This is a genomic window from Sphingomonas cannabina, assembly GCF_021391395.1.
Classification (GTDB): Bacteria; Pseudomonadota; Alphaproteobacteria; order Sphingomonadales; family Sphingomonadaceae; genus Sphingomonas; species Sphingomonas cannabina.
This window is the reverse complement of record NZ_CP090059.1, coordinates 2,390,355-2,408,756: the sequence shown is the minus strand read 5'-3', so window position 1 is coordinate 2,408,756 and position 18,402 is coordinate 2,390,355. Positions and strand designations below refer to the sequence as shown.

The window sequence follows — 18,402 nt, the reverse complement described above, 5'->3', positions numbered from 1 at the left end:
CGTCAGCTCTGCCGCACCTGCTCCATCGTCTGGCGTCCTGCCGCAGGCAGGCGCAGAGTCAAGGCATCACCCTCGACCACTAGTCCACCACCCAGCTGGCGGGCGAGATTGCGCACCAGCCGCAGCGCAAAGCCGCTGCCGAGGAGCGACGCCGGATTGTCCTCGTCGTCGATCGAGAACAGCGCATCGCCCTCGAACACCGCCAGCGCGCGCGGCCGCGAGATCGACAGCAAGCCGGGCTCCTCGGCACGAACGACCACGCTCTCGCCGGGCTCGGTGACGCCGAGCAGCGTCGCCAGCAGACGCTCCAGCAGGCGCCGCAGTGCATAGATGTCACCGAACGCCTCGCCGGGCTTGCCGTCGATCACGATCCGGGCGGCGCGCACCTGGGCGAGCGGGGCGAGGTCGGCGATGATCTGGATCAGCAGCGGTTCGAGCGCCACCGTCTCGGGTCGGAGGTCGAGCGCGCCCGACTGGATGCGCGCCGCGGTGTCGAGGTCGTCGATCGCCGCGAGCAGATCCTGCGCATCCGAGCGGATCGTCTCGGCATGGTGCCGATAGGGCTCGGGGACCGGGCCCAGCATGGCGTGCTCGATCATCTCGGAAAAGCCGACGATCGCATTGGTCGGCGTGCGCAGCTCGTGGACGAGCTGGCGCATCGCGTCCGGCCGGGGCGCCCGGCCCGGCCGTTGATCGGTGCGGGGGCGGCGCGCTTCGCCGCGATAGCCGGTGAAGCGGCCCGTGCGCCCGTCGAAGGACGGCGTGCCGGAGATGCGCCACTCGCCCGATGCGTCGGTCTCGCCGCCAACGTGCAGATGCGCGTCGACGAAACGCGTGCGGCGTCGAAATGCACCTGCGGCCACGCCATCGACGCCTGCGGCTCGCGGCAAGGCCGGAACGGCGAGCGACAGCCCGACGAGCGGCCCGCGCGCCACACCCTCGACCCAGCGGATCGCACCGGTCTCGTCGGTTTCGAACACGAAGCGATCGGCGAGCGCGACGTGCTCGGCGGCGGGCACGATGGTTTCGTGATCGCGCTGATAAGCTTCGATCCGTGCGACGACGTCGGCGATGCGGAAGGTTTCGCCGGGCTCGTCGTGCTCCTGCTGCCGTGCCTTCGCAACGACCGGCAGATCCTGCGCGACCTCGCCGACCGAACGAAATGGGTCGGATGCTGGAGGGGCAACGGTCTCCGGCGCATCGATCCCGGATCGGGATTCACTGCCGGGCGCGTCGCCGGGAATATCGAGGATCGGCCCGTCCCCGTCAGGCCCTTTGGTTTGCGTTTCAAAACGGAACGCCGATTCCGACGGCGTTCCCGCCGACGGCAGCACGAAATCGGTCGGTCCGAAGCTCTCCAGTGCACGCACCACCTTGGGATCGAGATCGCGGCGATGGCGCAGCACCGCACGCCCCTGCGGCGACAGTTCAGGCAGCAGTGCGATCCACGACTCGGGGGGCAGAGTCGCGAAACGGAGCACGGGCGCCGATACCGCGATCTCGTCGAGCGCTAGCAGGCGGACCAGCGCTGCGGGCGGACGGGCACCGGCTGTCGCTCGCGCGCTCGCCGCCCGCACCGTCAACGGCACTTGATCCTTCAACTCCATCAACGCCGTCATAGCACGCGCATCCGCCGCAATCCGTCCCCGCGCGACCAGGTCGACGAGCTGGCGCCATCCTGCCTGCGCCGCGGTCGGCGTATCAAGCCCTGCTGCCAGCACCGTGTCGAGAGTATCGTCGAAGCGCACTCGGTCCCCTGCGCACGCCGGTTGGTGAAGCGTGCGTCGTCACGAATCCTTAACGAGCGGCGGGGGAGGTCGAAACGGCGCATTTTGGGACGTCGCAATGTGGCACAGACTGGCCGTTCGGCAATCTTCGACAAGTCGCAGACGTTAAGTTGTGTATCGTCAGAGTCGAACAATTGCGTTCGCGTGAAATTTTCTTATTGCTGGTCGCGCCGATTCGGCAACAATCATCGGGGGATAATCGCGAATGGCGTTCGACCGGATCGACCGGCAGATCATGTCGCTGCTCCAGGAGGACGGGCGGATGACCAATGTGGAGCTCGCCGAACGGGTCGGCCTCACCGCCCCGCCGTGCCTCCGCCGCGTCCGCGCACTCGAGGAGGAGGGCGCGATCCGCGGCTATCACGCCGCCCTGGACCCCGCCAGTCTGGGCTATACCATCACGGTCTTCGCGATGGTGAGCCTCAAGAGCCAGGCCGAGGCCGATCTCGCGGCGTTCGAGGCGCATGTCGCCCAGATTCCCGAAGTCAGGGAATGCCACATGCTGAACGGCGAGATCGACTTCATCCTGAAGATCGTCGCCACCGATCTTCGCGCCTTCCAGGAGCTGCTGACGACGCAGCTCACGCCCGCGCCCAACGTCAGCCACGTAAAGACGTCGCTGACGATTCGCACCTCGAAGGCTCAGCCGGGAATCCCGGTGCTGTAAATCACGGGGCGGCCGCGCCGGCCGCCCCGTCAGCGATCAGGCGCCGGTCGCCGTGGCGGTCGGCGACATATCCATCCAGTTGGTCCAGAAACCGGCGATCTCGCTGCGCGGCGCCGTTGTCACACCCTGGAACGCGGTGCGCGCGCCGGCCTTGTCGCCCGCTTGCGTCAGCGCCTGGCCCAGGCGAAGGTTGGCTTCCGACGTGTCGACGCCGCCCTTCGACAGCGCGAGCCTGTAGAACTCCGCCGCCTTGGCATAATTGCCCAATGCCAGGTTGACGTCGCCGGCGCCCATCGCGGCCTTGCCGCTGGTGCTCGCCTGCTTCTCGATCGTGGCGAGCGGAGCATCCGACTTAATCGCGGCCTGCGAGTCCCGGAGGAGCTGAGTGGCTGTGGCGTTGGTGGCCGGGATCTTGCCGGTCGCCTTGCCTTCGTCGAGCACTGCCTTGGTCTCATAGGGTAGACCCGCCTGATAGGCGAGGTTGGCATATTCCAGATAGTCGCTCTGGTCGGCGAGCGCCTTGGTCGCGCGCATCAGGCGGAACAGGTCGAGCCGCTGGTTGCGGTCGAGCGGCTGACCGCCCTTGGCCTCACGTCCGTCGCGATAGACCAGGATCACCTTCCGCCAGTTCTCCGCAGTCGGATAGGCCTTGACCGAACGCTGCAGCCAAGCCGCGGTCTCTGCCTTCTGGCCAGAGGCGAAGAGCTTGGCGATCGCATAATTGTACCAATCCTGCGGCGCCTTGCGGCCGGCGGCCTCCTCGGCCTTGATCGCCTTGTCGATCTCGGCAACGCCGCCCTGGACGTTGCCGGTCTCGATCATCGATTGCGCGACCTGCAGCGCGAGGTTCTGGTCCTGATAGCCGAGGTCGCGCGCCTTGGTGAGGTACGGCAGCGCATCGGCGTACTTCTTGTTCTGGAAGGGGATCGCGCCGCGGAAGTAGTTGTAGCGCGGTAGATCGGTCTGCGGCGTCTTGGGGTTGCTGATCAGCGCGTCGAGCACCGGCAGCAACGCGTTCTGGTCCTGCCCCTGCGCGACGATCGGCAGTTTGAGCGCATTGACGACATAGCGGTCGTCGTCGGTCTTGGCGATGGCCTCGGCCTCCGCGATCTTGGCCATCGCAGTCGTATTATCCTTGGCGGCGATCGCAGCCTGCGCCTCGGACACCGGCTTACGGATCGCCTCGGACAGATTGAGCTGCGGCGCGCCGGCGTCCTTGTCCTTCTTCTTCTGCGCGACGGCGGGCGTGGCCACCGCCGTCACCGTCACGCCGGCGGCAAGGACCGCAACCAGCGCGGCGTGCGAAATCAGCTTCATCATCAGGTCTCCTCTGCGGGCCTCTGTCGGGAAAAATCGTCCCGCTCTAGGCAAGGCCCCCGCGCCGTTCAAGCATTTGACCGACCGGACTTGCCCCGCGCGCGCTGAACCGCTTTTGAACGGATTCGGTTCCTCGCGCGCACGCGCGTACATACGCGCGCGGGGGTTGCTGGCGCCTTCGCGGGCCGCTAGAGCCGACACGACATTGCAACATTCCTGAAAGCATCAGAACTTGACCGACGAGACGCTGCTCGCCGACCCCTCCGACATTACCCCCATCTCGATCGTCGACGAGATGAAGTCGAGCTATCTCGACTATGCCATGTCCGTGATCGTCGCGCGCGCGCTGCCCGACGTGCGCGACGGGCTGAAGCCGGTCCACCGCCGCATCCTGTGGTCGTGCCAGGAAAGCGGCTACGTCTGGAACCGTTCCTATCGCAAGTGCGCCCGCATCACCGGCGACACGATGGGTAAGTACCACCCGCACGGCAACCAGGCGATCTACGACGCGCTCGCGCGTCTCGCCCAGGACTGGGCGATGCGGGTGCCGCTGATCGACGGCCAGGGCAATTTCGGGTCGATGGACCCTGATCCGCCCGCGGCCGAGCGTTACACCGAAGCGCGTCTGGCCAAGGTCGCGGGTTCGCTGCTCGAGGACATCGAAAAGGACACGGTCGACTTCGTCCCCAATTACGACGGGTCGGAACGCGAGCCTTCGGTCCTCCCTGCGCGCTTCCCCAATCTCCTCGTCAACGGCGCCGGCGGCATCGCGGTCGGCATGGCGACCAACATCCCGCCGCACAATCTGGGCGAGGTGATCGACGCGTGCCTTGCGTACATGGACAACGGCGCGATCACGACCGAAGAACTGATGGAGATCGTACCGGGACCGGACTTCCCGACCGGCGCGCTGATCCTCGGCCGTTCGGGCTGCCGCGCGGCCTATGAGGGCGGGCGCGGCTCGATCATCGTGCGCTCGCGCCACAGCTTCGAGCAGCGCGGCGACCGCCGCTCGATCGTGCTCACCGAAATCCCCTACCAGCAGGGCAAGAACGCGCTGGTCGAGAAGATCGCCGAGGCTGCCAAGGACAAGCGCGTCGAAGGCGTCAGCGACATCCGGGACGAATCGAACCGCGAGGGCGTGCGCATCGTCATCGACCTGCGCCGCGACGCGACGCCCGAGGTGGTGCTGAACCAGCTGTGGCGCCACACGCCGGCGCAGGGCAGCTTCCCGGCCAACATGCTCGCGATCCGCGGCGGCCGGCCCGAGCTGCTCAACCTGCGCGACATCATCGAGGCGTTCGTCCGCTTCCGCGAGGAGGTGATCACCCGCCGCTCGAAGTTCGAGCTCGCCAAGGCCCGCGAGCGCGCTCACCTGTTGCTCGGCCTCGTCATCGCGGTCACCAACCTCGACGAGGTGGTGCGCATCATCCGCGGATCGCCGAATCCGGCGACGGCGCGTGAGACCCTGCTCGCCCGCGAATGGCCGGTCGCCGAGATCGCGCCCTATATCCGCCTGGTCGAGGCGGTCGAGGCCGAGGTGGAAGGCGACAGCTACCGCCTGTCCGAGCTCCAGGTCCGCGCGATCCTCGACCTGCGCCTCCACCGCCTGACCGCGCTCGGCCGCGACGAGATCGGCGACGAGCTGGCGGAGCTGGCCAGCTCGATCGCCGAATTCCTCGAGATCCTCGCCAACCGCGCCAAGCTCTACGAGATCATGCGCGCCGAGCTGATCGAGGTGCGCGACCAGTTCGCCACGCCGCGCCGGACCGAGATCGCCGCCGCCGCCGACGGCATCGAGGACGAGGACCTGATCGAGCGCGAGGACATGGTCGTCACCGTGACCATGGAAGGCTATATCAAGCGCACCCCGCTCGACACCTTCCGCGCCCAGAACCGCGGCGGCAAGGGCCGCGCCGGCATGGCGACCAAGGACGAGGACGTCGTCACCGAGCTGTTCGTGACCTCCACGCACACGCCGGTGCTGTTCTTCTCCACGCTCGGCCGCGTCTATCGCATGAAGGTGTGGCGCCTGCCGGAAGGCGGCGCCAACACGCGCGGGCGGCCGATGATCAACCTGCTGCCGCTCGCCAATGGCGAGACGATCTCGACCGTGCTGCCGCTGCCCGAGGACGAGAACGAGTGGGGCAAGCTCCACGTCATGTTCGCGACCGCCAGGGGCTCGGTGCGCCGCAACTCGATGGACGCGTTCACCAACGTGCCGTCGAACGGTAAGATCGCGATGAAGTTCGAGGGCGAGGATGAGGACGACCGACTGATCGGCGTCGCGCTGCTCGACGAGAACGACGACGTCCTGCTGGCGACGCGCCAGGGCAAGGCGATCCGCTTCCCCGGCAGCGACGTGCGCGAGTTCCAGAGCCGCAACTCGACCGGCGTTCGCGGCATGACGCTGAAGGATGGCGACGAGGTGATCTCGCTGTCGATCCTCCATCGTTCGGGCGCGACCTCGGAGGAGCGCGAGGACTATCTCCGCTACGCGCCGTGGAAGGCGGAACGCGACGGCGAGCCCAGCATGCCGCTCGACCGGTTCGAGCATCTGCGCGCGCACGAGCAGTTCATCCTGACCATCTGCGCCAACGGCTATGGCAAGCTGTCCTCCGCCTATGAGTATCGCCGCACCGGCCGCGGCGGCCAGGGCATCACCAACATCGACAACATCGCCCGCAACGGCCCCGTCGTCGCTAGCTTTCCGGCGACCAAGGCGCAGCAGCTCATGCTGGTCACCGACCAGGCCAAGCTGATCCGCATCCCGCTCGGCGATCTCCGCGTCATCGGCAGGGGCTCGGCGGGCGTGCGGCTGTTCAACGTCGCCGACGACGAGCATGTCGTCTCCGCCGCGCGCATCGAGGAGAGCGAGGAGGCCGCCGAAGCGAACCTCGGCGACGGTCCGAGCGTTGGGGCACCGACACCCGATGCCGAACCGGGCGAGGACCTGGCGGCAGGTCCGGAGGACGGCGAGTGAAGGCAACGACCGCCTACAAGGTCCTGACCGCCGAGCAGATGGCGGCACTGGAGCATGACGGCAGCTTTGCCGGCGCGCCGGTCGATCTCGCCGACGGATATATCCACCTTTCGACCTCCGGGCAGCTCACCGAGACCGTCGACAAGCATTTCGCGGGACAGGAGCACCTCCACGTCGTCGCGGTCGACCTCGAGGCACTGGGCGACGCGATCCGCTGGGAGGAATCGCGCGGCGGTCAGCTCTTCCCGCATCTCTATGGGTCTTTGCCGCTCGACGCGGTGATCGCCTACTCTCCGCTGGAGCGTGACGATGACGGTTCGGTTCGCCTTCCTGTTACCGGCTAGCGCCGCGCTGCTTTCCCTCCAGGCCGCCGCGCCTGCGCAGACGGCGGCGGCGACCTGCCCGGCCGACGGCAAATGGTCGCGTGAGGCCGACTTCGGCTGGCTCTGCCGCTATCGTGCGGACAACCAGGCACTGTCTGCCGCCAGGACCAAGGTCCGCATCGTTTTCATGGGCGATTCGATCACCGAAGGCTGGATCAGGACCGATCCCGGTTTCTTCAGGTCGGACCGGGTCGACCGCGGCATCAGCGGCCAGACCACGCCGCAGATGAGCCTGCGCTTCGCCCAGGACGTGGTCGCGCTCAAGCCGGCGGTCGTCCATATCATGGCCGGCACCAACGATATCGCCGGCAACACCGGACCGATGACCCAGGCCGACACCGAACGCGAGATCCGCAAGATGGTGCGGCAGGCGCGCGCGGCCGGCATTCGCGTCGTGATCGGCTCGGTGCTTCCGGCCGGCGCGTTCCGCTGGCGGCCGGGCATCCAGCCAGCGCAGCGGATCATCGCGCTCAACCGCTGGCTGCGCAGCTATGCCCGCGCCAACGGCCTCGTCTATGCCGATTATCATTCGGCGATGGCCGCTCCGGACGGATCGATGAAGCCGGGCCTGGCCGCGGACGGGGTCCATCCCAATGCTGACGGCTATGCCATCATGCGTCCCATCGCCGAGGCCGCGATCGCCAAGGCGCTGAAGCGCTAGGCGAACAGATCGACGACCTCCATCCCCCGTCCCTCCGCGGCGAGGAGCAGGGTGCGGTGGCACACCGCCGGATCACGCTCGAAGCAGAGCAAGGCGGAAGGTTTCTCCGCCGCCAGCGCGCGCATCCGCGCCGCCTCCGCCTGCGCCTCGGGCAGTTCGAGCTGGCCAGCGTAGACCGCCTCCAGCGTCGCACGGTCGCCCTTCTTCGCGGCGTCGCGGCCCGGCTTGGGCGTGCCGAGTGCCTTCAGATGAACATAGCCGATGCCGTGTTCGGCCAAGCCGGCGGCGAGCGTCGATTTGGAGAAGCCGGGCCGGCGCGACAGCGGCAGCGCGCGGATGTCGATCACCTGCTCGACCCCTGCCCGCTCCAACGCAGCGACGACCTCGTCGAAGGTCGCCCCTTCATAGCCGATGGTGTAGATCGTCACCGGTCTGCTCCAGATGGCATACCGCCTCGATGTTCATTCCGTCGGGGTCGAGAGCAAAGGCGGCATAGTAGCGACCTTCATACTGCGGACGGATGCCGGGCGCACCATTATCGCGTCCGCCAGCGGCGAGCGCGGCCTTGTGAAAATTATCGACTTCCTCGATCGTCTCGGCCCGGAAGGCGACGTGCAGGGCATCGCTGACCGTCTCCCCGTCGGCGATCACGAAGAATATCTCGTCGTCGCCCATCAGCACGGCATTGTTGCCGAGCGTGTTGGTCTCCGTACGGATCGTCCGGATCCCGAGCGGGGCCAGAGCCGCCTCGTAGAAGGCACGCGAGCGCTCGATGTCGCTGACGGCAAGGCCGATGTGATCGAGCATGACCGGTCCCTCCTCTCTCCGCGCCCAACGCGCCGGGCCGAAGAAGGTTACACCGGATCGCGCCCACGAACGAGGTTGACGACAGACTCGCCTTCGGTTATTTCTGTTTTTACAGAAAGAGACGATATGACCCTGCTCGATCACCCCGATGCCCGCGCTTTCATCCTCCATTGGGGGGAGATGGGCACGCATTGGGGCGTCAACCGCTCGGTGAGCCAGGTCCATGCGATGCTCTATCTCGCCGACCGCCCGCTCACCGCCGATGCCTTGGTCGAAGGACTGACGCTCGCCCGATCCAACGTCTCGACCGCGCTCAAGGAACTGCAGGGCTATGGCATCATCCGGCGCGTCCATGTCGAAGGCGACCGCCGCGACCATTTCGTCGCCGAGACCGACCTGTGGGAGATGCTGACCCGCATCGTCGCCGAGCGCAAGCGGCGTGAGATCGATCCCACCATCGCCCATCTCGCCGCGCTCGCCGAGCGGCTCAAGGCCGACGCGAATGCCCCGCCGGTGCTGCGCGAGCGGATCACGCGGATGCACGAGTTCACGAGCACGCTCAGCACCTGGTACGATCAAGTGCGCGTGCTGCCCAAGCCCACCCTCGTCGCGCTGATGAAGCTCGGCGGCAAGGTGGCGCGATTCATTCCCGGCCGGAAAGCCGTCTGAGGGGAGATCGGCCATGCCCTACCCGCCCTGACGTTTACCTTAAAATTTCAGAAATTACAGAAGATACGAAATACCATGAAGGAGACCTTCCATGGTCGAGACCGTCTATGCCCTGTACCTCGCGATCACCATCGCCATCACCATCTGGGTCGCGCATACGCTGAGCCGCAACGGCATCGTCTTCCTGATCCAGTGCTTCGGGCAGAACATTGAACTGGCGCGGTCGACCAATCATTTGCTGGTGGTCGGCTTCTATCTGATCAACATCGGCTTCATCACCCTGACGCTGAGCCTCGGCAAGGAGCCGGCGACAATCACCGACGCGATCCGCTTCCTGAGCAGCAAGGTCGGACTCGCGGTGGTGGTGCTCGGCGCGATGCACTTCTTCAACATGGGCGCGATCGCCCAGTTTGGACGCAAGGTGAACGGCTGGCTCGCCGAAAGCGGGAAAGCCGAAGCGGTCGCGTGAACTGGTCGGGCGGGCACCGTTGCCCGCCCTTCCATATCAAGGAGCTCGATCATGGCTTTCCGAAACTTCACGGGATGCGCCATCGCCACCATCGCGGCAGGTCCGGTGTTCGTTGCCAGCGTGGGTGTGGCGGTGTTGGCCCTGTCACCCGGACCGATCGCAATCACTTCCGAGCTGACATTCGCTTTGATGATCCTTCTGCCGGCCATCGTGATCGGAGCGATCATTGCTGCCATCCCGGTCACTGTCGGTGCGATGGCCATGGGATGGCTCGGGGACCGCAACCCTGCATTCCAGCTGCCCATCATGTGGGCGCTCGCGGGAGCCGCCACGGCTGGCGGCTGGACCCCGTTCGTATCGCTCGGCCCGGACGAGGAACCTTTCAAACTCGCCCTCGCCATGACCGGCGCGATCTCGGCATTGATCTGCCGTCACTGGCTAGTATGGGCACCCTCGCCTGCGAGGAAGCCGATCAGGCCACCAGTAATCATCGCCTGACCCGCGAAATAGAGCGGCCAGATGAGCAGCCCCGGCAGCGGTGATCCGGCGAGCGCCCCCGTCTCCGCGAAGATCAGCCAGTCGGAGAGGACAAACAGCATCGCCCCGATGCCGACGATGCGCGGGAAACGGCCGATCAGCGCAGCACCCGCCATCGCGCCGAGCCCGGTCGCGTAGAGCGCGATTCCGGCATCGGGCGTAGGTGCGATCACGACCGCAACCAGAGGCACCAGCACCACCGCGGGCAGCATCATCCACCACGAGCGCGCCCGGTTGCGGAAATAGAGCATGGCGGCGACGACATGCCCGGCTAGGAATGCCAGCGCTCCTACCGTAAGCCCCGCCGCCGCCAGCAGCACGTCGCCGAGCGCGCCCAGCGCCAGCACCGCCGCGATCAGCCAGCCGTCGCGGCTCCGCGCGTTGAGCGCCGCCCATAGCGCGAGCAGCCCGACACCGGCGCCTTTCCAGGCGATCAGCGCCGCGCCGTCGACGCCGGTCCGGGTCACCGCGAAATAGCTCGCTCCCGCCACCAGCGCAGCGGCGAAGATCCAGCGGAATCGGGTCTGTCCTGCGCCGATGCTCATGCCTATGGTGTCCGGCTTCCTCTCCACAACGTATCAGGTAACGTGTTCGAGCATCAGGTCCATATCATCGGCGGCGGCCTCGCTGGGTCGGAAGCGGCGTGGCAGCTCGCTCAGGCGGGCGTGCGGGTACGCCTCAGCGAGATGCGCGGCGGCGGCGGAATGACGCCGGCCCATCAAGGCGCGGGTCTGGCCGAACTGGTCTGCTCAAATAGCTTCCGTTCCGATGATGCCGAGAACAATGCGGTCGGCCTGCTGCATCAGGAGATGCGGACGCTGGGCTCGCTGATCATGGCCGAGGGCGACCGGCACCGCGTCCCCGCCGGATCGGCGCTCGCAGTCGATCGCGACGGCTTTTCGGAGGGCGTCACTGCGGCGCTCGCGGCACATCCCAATATCGAGGTTGTCCGCGAGAAGGTCGAGCGCCTGCCTGATACGGGCCCGACCATCGTCGCCACCGGGCCGCTTACCGATCCCGCGCTCGCGGAGAGCATCGCCGGCGCGACCGGCAGCGATGCCCTCGCCTTCTTCGACGCGATTGCGCCGATCGTGCACCGCGATTCGATCGACATGGGCCTCGCCTGGTTTCAATCGCGCTGGAACAAGGGGGACGGGACCGACTACATCAACTGCCCGCTGACCAAGGACGAGTACCTCGCCTTCCACGCCGCGCTGCTCGCCGCCGAGAAGACCGAGTTCCGCGAATGGGAGGGCGTGCCCTATTTCGAAGGCTGCATGCCGATCGAGGTGATGGCCGAGCGCGGTGTCGACACGCTGCGCTACGGCCCGATGAAGGGCGTCGGGCTCGACGATCCGCGCACCGGCCGCTGGCCCTATGCCGTGGTCCAGCTCCGGCAGGACAACGCATCGGGTACGCTGTGGAACATGGTCGGCTTCCAGACCAAGCTGCGCCATGCCGAGCAGGTGCGCGTGTTCCGTACCATTCCAGGCCTGGAGAATGCCGAGTTCGCCCGGCTGGGCGGCCTGCATCGCAATACCTTCATCCGCTCGCCCGAGCTGCTCGATCCGACCCTCAGGCTCAAGGCGCGCCCGCATATCCGCTTCGCCGGGCAGATCACCGGATGCGAGGGCTATGTCGAGAGCGCCGCGATCGGCTTGCTGGCGGGACGCTTCGCCGCCGCGGAGATACTCGGCCGACCACTCGCTCCGCCGCCGCCCGAGACCGCGCTCGGCGCGTTGCTCAGCCACATCACCGGGGCGGCGGTGGCCGAGACCTATCAGCCGATGAACGTCAATTTCGGCCTGTTCCCGCCGATCGAAGGTCGCGCACGGAAGGCCGATCGCAAGCGGCTCTATACCGATCGTGCCCGTGCGGCGCTGGCGGAGTGGCTCAATCCGCTTCGTCCCGCGATTGAGGCGGACAGGGCACGCGCCGCTGCGGCGAACGCTTGACGGCGGTGGACGCGAACTCGGCGGGCGTAAGTGCCCCCGATCCGTCCTTGTCCGCCTTGGCGAACTTGTCGGTGGTCTTCGCCGCCCATTCGTCGAACGAGAGCCGGCCGTCGCCGTCGCGGTCGAGCTTGGCGAAGGCCTTGCGCCGCGATGCGAGATATTCCTCGCGCGCGACCTGGCCGTTCCTGTCCTTGTCGTAACGCGCGAACCGCTTCTCCTCGCGCGTCTTGGCGGAGGCGGCGGGCAGTTCGACGTCATCGGCGGAATCATCCTGTGCGGCCGTGCTGGCGACCAGCGCTCGCGGGACCGGCGGCGCCTCCGGGCTGGCATTCGACCGGAACAGGAATACTCCCGCCCCCACCAGCAACAACGCCGAGACCACGCCTGCCAGATATCTGAGCATCGCCCTCTCCCCCTCGAAGGACCAATAGGGCAAGGCTATCGAAGTTGGGAGTTACAAGCCAGTCATGCGATGCCAAAGCGCGCGGCCCACTCGCCGCGGTGGTGCGGCGTCATGCAAACGCGCGAGGTGCGCCAGCGCCCCCCAGCCACGGTTCGCGCGGTTCCAACGCGCCGCAAGCGCCTTTTCGAAATAGGGGGCGGCGAGCGTTCCAGCGCGCTGGGCGAGCTCGACGTCACGCGCATGGCGGGCAAGGTCGACAAGCGCCCAACCCGTTCCGGCGGCCTGGAGCGGATCGTCCGCCCCCGCGCCGCCTGCGACAAACAACGTGCCGCCCCGCAGCCGGGCGAAAGCCTCCAACGCCGTGTCGGATAGTGGATCGGCTTCCAGCAGTTCCTCCCACCCCTCGACCATCGCCGCAAGCGTCCCGCCGGTCACACCCAGCGGCAGCACATCGCGCGCGAGCCCTTGCAACACCGGCTCGGCCGGCGGGGGCGCGCCGTCGAGGTTGGTCAGCGCATCATGCCACCAGGTCAGCCGCATCTGCCCTACCATTGGCTCACGGGTGGTCCTCAGCACCGATGCGAGCGCGTCGTCGAGCGTGAACAGCGCCGCCATCGCTGCTCGTTGGTTCGGAGGGGCATAGGCCAAGGCAAGCCGCCGCTCCGCTTCGTCCTGAGAGGTGACCGTTTCCTGCGTCATTCGCCGTCTCCGGCCTCCTTGGGAATTTCTTAAGCAAGCCCATGCGATATCGCCGTGCGATGGGCAAACCGGGGCAGCAGGCGATTACCTTCCGGCAAAGGCTGCGCATGGGTCGCGCGGCCGACACGATTGCGCACGACCGCCGCGGCGCGGGTACGATCGAGTTCGCGCTGGTCGCCGCCCCCTTTGCCGCGCTGATCGTCGCCACACTGCAGATCAGCCTCACCTTCTTCGCCCAGCAGACGCTGGAAACCACGGCGGAAAAGACGGTTCGCCAGATGGTCACCGGCGAGGTGCAGCGCAGCAACCAGACTGCGGCGCAATTCAAGACCAATGTCTGCGCCAAGCTCCCGTCCTTCATGGAATGCGGGAAGCTGATGATCGACGTGCGGCAGGCGCTCACTTTCGACAGCGTCGACACATCGTCACCGACGATCGCCTACAATCCCGACGGGACGGTCAAGAACAGCTGGGAGTTCAAGCCGGGCGGACCGGGCACGATCAACGTGGTCAAGATCATGTACCTCTGGCCGGAGGTCACCGCGCCGCTGGGCTTCAACCTGGCAAACACCGCAAACGGAAAGCGGCTGCTGGTCGCGGTCTCCGTGTTCAAGACGGAGCCTTACGTCCAATGATCCGGCTCGCCAAAGATCGCCGCGGCGTCGCGTTGACCGAATTCGCGCTCGCGCTGCCGTTTCTCATCCTGCTGCTCGTCGGTGCCTATCAGTTCAGCGATGCCGTGTCCGCCTATCGCAAGGTGACCACCACGACCAAGACCGTGGCCGACCTCACCAGCCAGTTCACCTCGGTGAGCCAGAGCGACGTCAACACGATCCTCAACGCCAGCGCCCAGGTGCTGACACCCTACAGCGCCGCGGCCAGCAAGATCACCGTCTCCCAGATCCACATCGACGACAAGCTCGTCGCCACGGTCGACTGGAGCCAGGGCAAGAACATCATCGGCCTGACGAAGGGCGCCGCGTTTGAGCTGCCCGCCGAGGTCAAGCAGCCGGACACCTATGTGATCGTCGCCGCCGTCGACTACCGCTACGACCCGATCGTGGCGGCGAACCTGATCGGCACGATCAACATGCACGACCAGATCATCATGGGGCCGCGCGCCTCCAATCTCGTGAAGATGAGAACATCATGACCCGCACGCGCTTCTCCGCGATCGCCGCGCTGTGGCGGCGGCTGCTGTCCGATCGCCGCGGCAACGTGCTGATGATCATGGGCTTCGCGACGATCCCGCTGGCCCTGTCGACGGGCATGGTCGTGGACTATTCGCGCGCCGCCAGGCTCCAGACCAAGATGAACGCCGCCGCCGACGCCGCCGCGCTGATGGCCGTCAGCAAGCCGATGATGGAAAAGACCAACGAGGACATCAAGGTCATCGCCAAATCCTTCTTCACCTCGCAGGTCTCGGGTTTACCGGGGCTGACCTATGATCCGGCCAACGTCACAGTGACGATCACCGGCACGGTCGGCGCCAGCAATACCCGCACCGCGGTGGTGTCCTATACCGCGCAGTCGCAGAACGCCTTCGGTGGGCTGCTCAAGATGGCGACGACCCCGATCGGCGGCACGTCGAGCGCCAATTCATCACAGGCGCCGAACATCGACTTCTACCTGTTGCTGGACGTATCGCAATCAATGCTGCTGCCGGCGACGACTGCCGGTTACAATCTGATGACGAGCAAAGCGCCTAAGAGTTGCGCCTTCGCTTGTCACATTACTGGCGCCACTAATGACAATTATGCTATCGCGCGAGCGAACAATATTACGCTTCGTACCGACCTGGTGAACAAAGCGGTGAGTGACGTGACTGCAGTTGCTAAGAGCACTGCCGCCGAAAACGGCGCAAAGTACCGGATGGGTATCTCAAGCTTCTTTGATCAGTACCAGCGAGTCTATCCGACCACTCCGATCGCCGGAAGCTACGTCGTTTCGGACCTGGACAGCATCAAGGCGCATGCATCTGACGCAGTCGTTCCGTCCTATTGCAAGCAGAGCGAACGAATTTGTGGCCAGAATGACAACGACACAAACACGAGCTTTACGAACGCGTTCAATGGGGCGCTGTCTACCATGCCGCTCTCGCCCGGCGATGGCACCAACGTGCAGGGTGACACGCCTCAAGCAATCCTGTTCCTGATCACGGACGGAATGCGTGATGAAGCGTTCAACGGCAACGTCAACAATCGCAAGATTGGGCCGCTACCGACGGAGCTGTGCGATTCGGTGAAGGCGCGGGGCATCCGGATCGCGGTGCTCTATACCGAGTATCTGCCGGGTGCCCTCGACAAGGATCCGTGGTCGGTCACTAATGTTCGTGACCCGCTCCTGAAGCCGGTCGATAAAATCAGTCCTCCGCTTATCGCCTGTGCCTCGCCAGGGCTCTATTACGAAGTCACCACCGACAGCGACATCTCGGCTGCGCTCGCTGCGCTGTTCCAGAAGGCGGTCGCGACCGCGCATCTCACCCAGTAGCCGTAAGGAGGCCCGCGCCGCTCAACAGCGCGGGCCTTGATCCGCGTCAGCCTTTGTACGTCACCTTCTTCACCGCCGCGACCACCTTGTCGGCGGTGATCAGCGCCAGCTTCTCGAGGTTGGCGGCATAGGGCAGCGGCACGTCCTCGTTGGTGACGCGCAGCACCGGGGCGTCAAGGTCATCGAAGCCCTCCTCCATCGCGATCGCCATGATCTCCGACGAGATCGAGCAGGTCGGCCAGCCCTCCTCGACCACCACCAGGCGGTTGGTCTTGGCGAGCGACTTCAGCACCGTCGCCTTGTCGAGCGGGCGCAGCGTCCTGAGGTCGACCACCTCGGCCTCGATGCCTTCCTTCTCCAGCATCTCGGCGGCTTCCAGGCTCACGCCCACCCCGATCGAGTAGCTGACGATGGTGACGTCCTTGCCCGGCCGCATGATGCGCGCCTTGCCGATCGGCAGCACCCAGTCGTCGAGCTTCGGCACCTCGAAGGTGCGGCCGTAGAGCAGCTCGTTCTCGAGGAACACGACGGGGTCGTCGGTCTGGATCGCGGCGCGCAGCAGGCCCTTGGCGTCCGCCGCGTCATAGGGCGCGATCACGATCAGGCCGGGGACGCTGGCGTACCAGGGCCCGTAGTTCTGCGAGTGCTGCGCGGCGACGCGGCTGGCGGCGCCATTGGGGCCGCGGAACACGATCGGGCAGCGCATCTGGCCGCCGGACATGTAGTTGGTCTTGGCCGCCGAGTTCACGATGTGGTCGATCGCCTGCATCGCGAAGTTGAAGGTCATGAACTCGACGATCGGCTTCAACCCGCCCATCGCCGCGCCGGTGCCGAGGCCGGCGAAGCCGTACTCGGTGATCGGCGTGTCGATCACGCGCTTCGGCCCGAACTCGTCGAGCAGCCCCTGGGTGACCTTGTAGGCGCCCTGATACTCGGCGACCTCCTCGCCCATCACGAACACGCGCGGATCCGCACGCATCTCTTCGGCCATGGCGTCGCGCAGAGCCTCGCGGATGGTCTGCTTGACCATCTCGGTGCCCTCGGGGACCTCGGGGTCGCTGGCCGCGTCGCGCTTCGCCGCCTCGAACATGGCGCGGGCGCCGGTCTCGACCGGCTTCTGCTCGCCGCCCTCGGGCGCCGGCACCGGCGCTGCCTTCTCGGCCGGAGCCGGAGTCGGCGCGGGGGTCGCAGAGGCATCCTCGCCCTCGCCCGCGATCGTCGCGATCACGGTGCCGACCTTCACCCCATCGGTGCCCTCAGGCACGAGAATCTTGGCGACGGTGCCTTCGTCGACCGCCTCGAACTCCATCGTCGCCTTGTCGGTCTCGATCTCGGCGAGAATGTCGCCCGACTTCACCGTGTCGCCTTCCTTCACCAGCCATTTGGCGATGGTGCCCTCCTCCATCGTCGGGGAGAGCGCCGGCATCTTGAGCTCGATCGCCATCAGTAGCTCTCCACCAGGACGTCGGTGTAGAGCTCGGCGGGCTCCGGCTCGGGCGTGCTTTCGGCGAAATCGGCCGCTTCGTTGATCACCTTGCGAATATCCTGTTCGACCTTCTTGAGCTCGTCCTCGCTGACGCCCATCGTCTCGAGCTCGCGCTTGGCATGCTCGATCGGATCGGACTTGTCGCGGACCGACTGGACCTCCTCGCGGCTGCGGTACTTGGCCGGATCCGACATCGAGTGGCCGCGATAGCGGTAGGTCTTCATCTCCAGGATCAGCGGCCCCTTGCCGGCGCGCACCCACTGGAGCGCCTCCTCGATCGCGCCGCGGCAGGCGAGCACGTCCATGCCGTCGACCTGGATGCCGGGGATGCGGAAGCTCTCGCCGCGGCGATAGAGCTGGTCCTCCGCCGACGAGCGGTTGACCGAGGTACCCATGGCGTACTGGTTGTTCTCGATCACGTAGATGACCGGGAGCTTCCACAGCTCGGCCATGTTGAAAGCCTCGTAGACCTGGCCCTGGTTGGCCGCGCCGTCGCCGAAATAGGCGAGGCAGACGCCGCCGTCCTCATTGTACTTGTGGCTGAAGGCGAGCCCGGTGCCGAGCGGCACCTGCGCGCCGACGATGCCGTGGCCGCCGTAGAACTTATGCTCGACGCTGAACATGTGCATCGAGCCGCCCTTGCCCTTCGAGATGCCGGCGGCGCGGCCGGTGAGCTCGGCCATCACGTCCTTGGGCGGGATCCCGCACAGCAGCATATGGCCGTGGTCGCGATAGCCGGTGATCACCGAATCCTTATCGCTGAGTCCCGACTGCAGGCCGACCGCGACCGCTTCCTGGCCGATGTAGAGGTGGCAGAAGCCGCCGATCAGGCCGAGGCCGTAGAGCTGGCCCGCCTTCTCCTCGAAGCGGCGGATAAGGAGCATGTCCTTGTAGAACTTGAGCATTTCCTCCTTGGAAGCTTCATATCGCTTCGGCTCGGCGGGACGCTCGCGATTGGGAATCGGCGGAGAGGAGGGAGCGGCGGATTTGCGCGCAGGGGCTTTGGCCACGGTCGGGAAACCTCGTTTCCGGTTGGGGAGGATGGCGGGCGTATAGGCGCGTTCGCGCGCCTCCTGCAACGGTTGCGGG

The 18,402-nt window shown here is 66.3% G+C and carries 20 protein-coding genes; 11 read left to right on the top strand and 9 right to left on the bottom strand.

Features of this window, described 5'->3' with window-relative positions:
• Positions 1 to 2 precede the first annotated feature (2 nt).
• Positions 3 to 1,748, bottom strand: coding sequence for a sensor histidine kinase (locus LZK98_RS11370; protein ID WP_233782456.1), 1,746 nt, complete (start codon positions 1,746 to 1,748; stop codon positions 3 to 5).
• Positions 1,749 to 1,992: 244 nt separating this feature from the next.
• Here LZK98_RS11370 and LZK98_RS11365 point away from each other — a divergent pair, with 244 nt between their 5' ends.
• Positions 1,993 to 2,454: an Lrp/AsnC family transcriptional regulator gene (locus tag LZK98_RS11365; RefSeq protein ID WP_233782455.1), complete on the top strand. Its 462-nt coding sequence runs from the start codon at positions 1,993 to 1,995 to the stop codon at positions 2,452 to 2,454.
• A 36-nt stretch (positions 2,455 to 2,490) separates the two neighbouring features.
• On the opposite strand, the gene LZK98_RS11360 is transcribed toward LZK98_RS11365, so the two are convergent.
• Complete coding sequence (locus tag LZK98_RS11360; RefSeq protein WP_233782454.1) at positions 2,491 to 3,774, bottom strand: hypothetical protein; 1,284 nt, start codon at positions 3,772 to 3,774, stop codon at positions 2,491 to 2,493.
• A 229-nt stretch (positions 3,775 to 4,003) separates the two neighbouring features.
• Here LZK98_RS11360 and gyrA point away from each other — a divergent pair, with 229 nt between their 5' ends.
• The 3 genes from gyrA to LZK98_RS11345 are packed head-to-tail and all read left to right on the top strand — an operon-like array spanning position 4,004 to position 7,798.
• Positions 4,004 to 6,754 carry a DNA gyrase subunit A gene (gene gyrA, locus LZK98_RS11355; protein WP_233782453.1) on the top strand — a complete coding sequence of 917 codons (2,751 nt, stop codon included), beginning with the start codon at positions 4,004 to 4,006 and terminating at the stop codon, positions 6,752 to 6,754.
• Positions 6,755 to 6,792: 38 nt separating this feature from the next.
• Positions 6,793 to 7,098 carry a DUF952 domain-containing protein gene (locus LZK98_RS11350; protein ID WP_233786568.1) on the top strand — a complete coding sequence of 102 codons (306 nt, stop codon included), beginning with the start codon at positions 6,793 to 6,795 and terminating at the stop codon, positions 7,096 to 7,098.
• Positions 7,064 to 7,798, top strand: a complete 735-nt coding sequence (locus LZK98_RS11345) for an SGNH/GDSL hydrolase family protein (protein ID WP_233782452.1) — start codon at positions 7,064 to 7,066, stop codon at positions 7,796 to 7,798. The genes LZK98_RS11350 and LZK98_RS11345 overlap by 35 nt, the downstream gene beginning before the upstream one ends.
• Here the strand turns inward: LZK98_RS11345 and LZK98_RS11340 are convergent.
• The gene (locus LZK98_RS11340; RefSeq protein ID WP_233782451.1) at positions 7,795 to 8,226 is read right to left on the bottom strand and encodes a DUF488 domain-containing protein; all 432 of its coding nucleotides are present in this window, start codon (positions 8,224 to 8,226) and stop codon (positions 7,795 to 7,797) included. The genes LZK98_RS11345 and LZK98_RS11340 overlap by 4 nt on opposite strands.
• Complete coding sequence (locus LZK98_RS11335) at positions 8,201 to 8,605, bottom strand: VOC family protein (RefSeq protein ID WP_233782450.1); 405 nt, start codon at positions 8,603 to 8,605, stop codon at positions 8,201 to 8,203. The genes LZK98_RS11340 and LZK98_RS11335 overlap by 26 nt, the downstream gene beginning before the upstream one ends.
• A 126-nt stretch (positions 8,606 to 8,731) precedes the next feature.
• On the opposite strand from LZK98_RS11335, the gene LZK98_RS11330 reads away from it, so the two are divergent.
• The 3 genes from LZK98_RS11330 to LZK98_RS11320 all read left to right on the top strand — a co-directional run bounded on the left by LZK98_RS11330 (position 8,732) and on the right by LZK98_RS11320 (position 10,241).
• Positions 8,732 to 9,274, top strand: a complete 543-nt coding sequence (locus tag LZK98_RS11330) for a GbsR/MarR family transcriptional regulator (RefSeq protein WP_233782448.1) — start codon at positions 8,732 to 8,734, stop codon at positions 9,272 to 9,274.
• 91 nt (positions 9,275 to 9,365) lie between these two features.
• Positions 9,366 to 9,743 (top strand): hypothetical protein, encoded by a 378-nt coding sequence (locus tag LZK98_RS11325; protein ID WP_233782446.1) that lies wholly within the window; start codon positions 9,366 to 9,368, stop codon positions 9,741 to 9,743.
• Positions 9,744 to 9,794: 51 nt separating this feature from the next.
• Positions 9,795 to 10,241, top strand: a complete 447-nt coding sequence (locus LZK98_RS11320; RefSeq protein WP_233782444.1) for a hypothetical protein — start codon at positions 9,795 to 9,797, stop codon at positions 10,239 to 10,241.
• Here LZK98_RS11320 and LZK98_RS11315 read toward each other — a convergent pair.
• Entirely contained in the window at positions 10,175 to 10,825 is a 651-nt protein-coding gene (locus tag LZK98_RS11315) for a lysoplasmalogenase family protein (RefSeq protein WP_233782442.1), read from the bottom strand. The two genes, LZK98_RS11320 and LZK98_RS11315, sit on opposite strands and share 67 nt — an antisense overlap.
• Positions 10,826 to 10,867: 42 nt before the next feature.
• Between LZK98_RS11315 and trmFO the strand changes: the two genes are divergently transcribed.
• Positions 10,868 to 12,235, top strand: coding sequence for a methylenetetrahydrofolate--tRNA-(uracil(54)-C(5))-methyltransferase (FADH(2)-oxidizing) TrmFO (trmFO, locus tag LZK98_RS11310; protein ID WP_233782439.1), 1,368 nt, complete (start codon positions 10,868 to 10,870; stop codon positions 12,233 to 12,235).
• On the opposite strand, the gene LZK98_RS11305 is transcribed toward trmFO, so the two are convergent.
• Both LZK98_RS11305 and LZK98_RS11300 read right to left on the bottom strand, forming a co-directional pair.
• Positions 12,174 to 12,638: an EF-hand domain-containing protein gene (locus LZK98_RS11305; protein ID WP_233782438.1), complete on the bottom strand. Its 465-nt coding sequence runs from the start codon at positions 12,636 to 12,638 to the stop codon at positions 12,174 to 12,176. The genes trmFO and LZK98_RS11305 overlap by 62 nt on opposite strands.
• 51 nt (positions 12,639 to 12,689) lie before the next feature.
• Positions 12,690 to 13,337, bottom strand: coding sequence for a squalene/phytoene synthase family protein (locus LZK98_RS11300; RefSeq protein ID WP_233782437.1), 648 nt, complete (start codon positions 13,335 to 13,337; stop codon positions 12,690 to 12,692).
• 41 nt (positions 13,338 to 13,378) lie between these two features.
• On the opposite strand from LZK98_RS11300, the gene LZK98_RS11295 reads away from it, so the two are divergent.
• From LZK98_RS11295 to LZK98_RS11285, 3 genes are read left to right on the top strand one after another with little or no spacing between them, the layout of a single operon-like run.
• A complete protein-coding gene (locus LZK98_RS11295; RefSeq protein ID WP_233782436.1) occupies positions 13,379 to 13,972 on the top strand; it encodes a TadE/TadG family type IV pilus assembly protein in 594 nt (197 codons plus the stop codon).
• A complete protein-coding gene (locus LZK98_RS11290) occupies positions 13,969 to 14,490 on the top strand; it encodes a TadE/TadG family type IV pilus assembly protein (RefSeq protein WP_233782435.1) in 522 nt (173 codons plus the stop codon). The genes LZK98_RS11295 and LZK98_RS11290 overlap by 4 nt, the downstream gene beginning before the upstream one ends.
• Positions 14,487 to 15,827, top strand: a complete 1,341-nt coding sequence (locus LZK98_RS11285; RefSeq protein WP_233782433.1) for a TadE/TadG family type IV pilus assembly protein — start codon at positions 14,487 to 14,489, stop codon at positions 15,825 to 15,827. The genes LZK98_RS11290 and LZK98_RS11285 overlap by 4 nt, the downstream gene beginning before the upstream one ends.
• A gap of 46 nt (positions 15,828 to 15,873) precedes the next feature.
• Here LZK98_RS11285 and LZK98_RS11280 read toward each other — a convergent pair whose 3' ends face one another.
• Both LZK98_RS11280 and pdhA read right to left on the bottom strand, forming a co-directional pair.
• A complete protein-coding gene (locus LZK98_RS11280) occupies positions 15,874 to 17,271 on the bottom strand; it encodes a pyruvate dehydrogenase complex E1 component subunit beta (RefSeq protein ID WP_233782432.1) in 1,398 nt (465 codons plus the stop codon).
• Positions 17,271 to 18,323 (bottom strand): pyruvate dehydrogenase (acetyl-transferring) E1 component subunit alpha, encoded by a 1,053-nt coding sequence (gene pdhA / locus LZK98_RS11275; RefSeq protein ID WP_233782431.1) that lies wholly within the window; start codon positions 18,321 to 18,323, stop codon positions 17,271 to 17,273. Before pdhA ends, LZK98_RS11280 begins: the two co-directional genes overlap by 1 nt.
• Positions 18,324 to 18,402 lie beyond the last annotated feature (79 nt).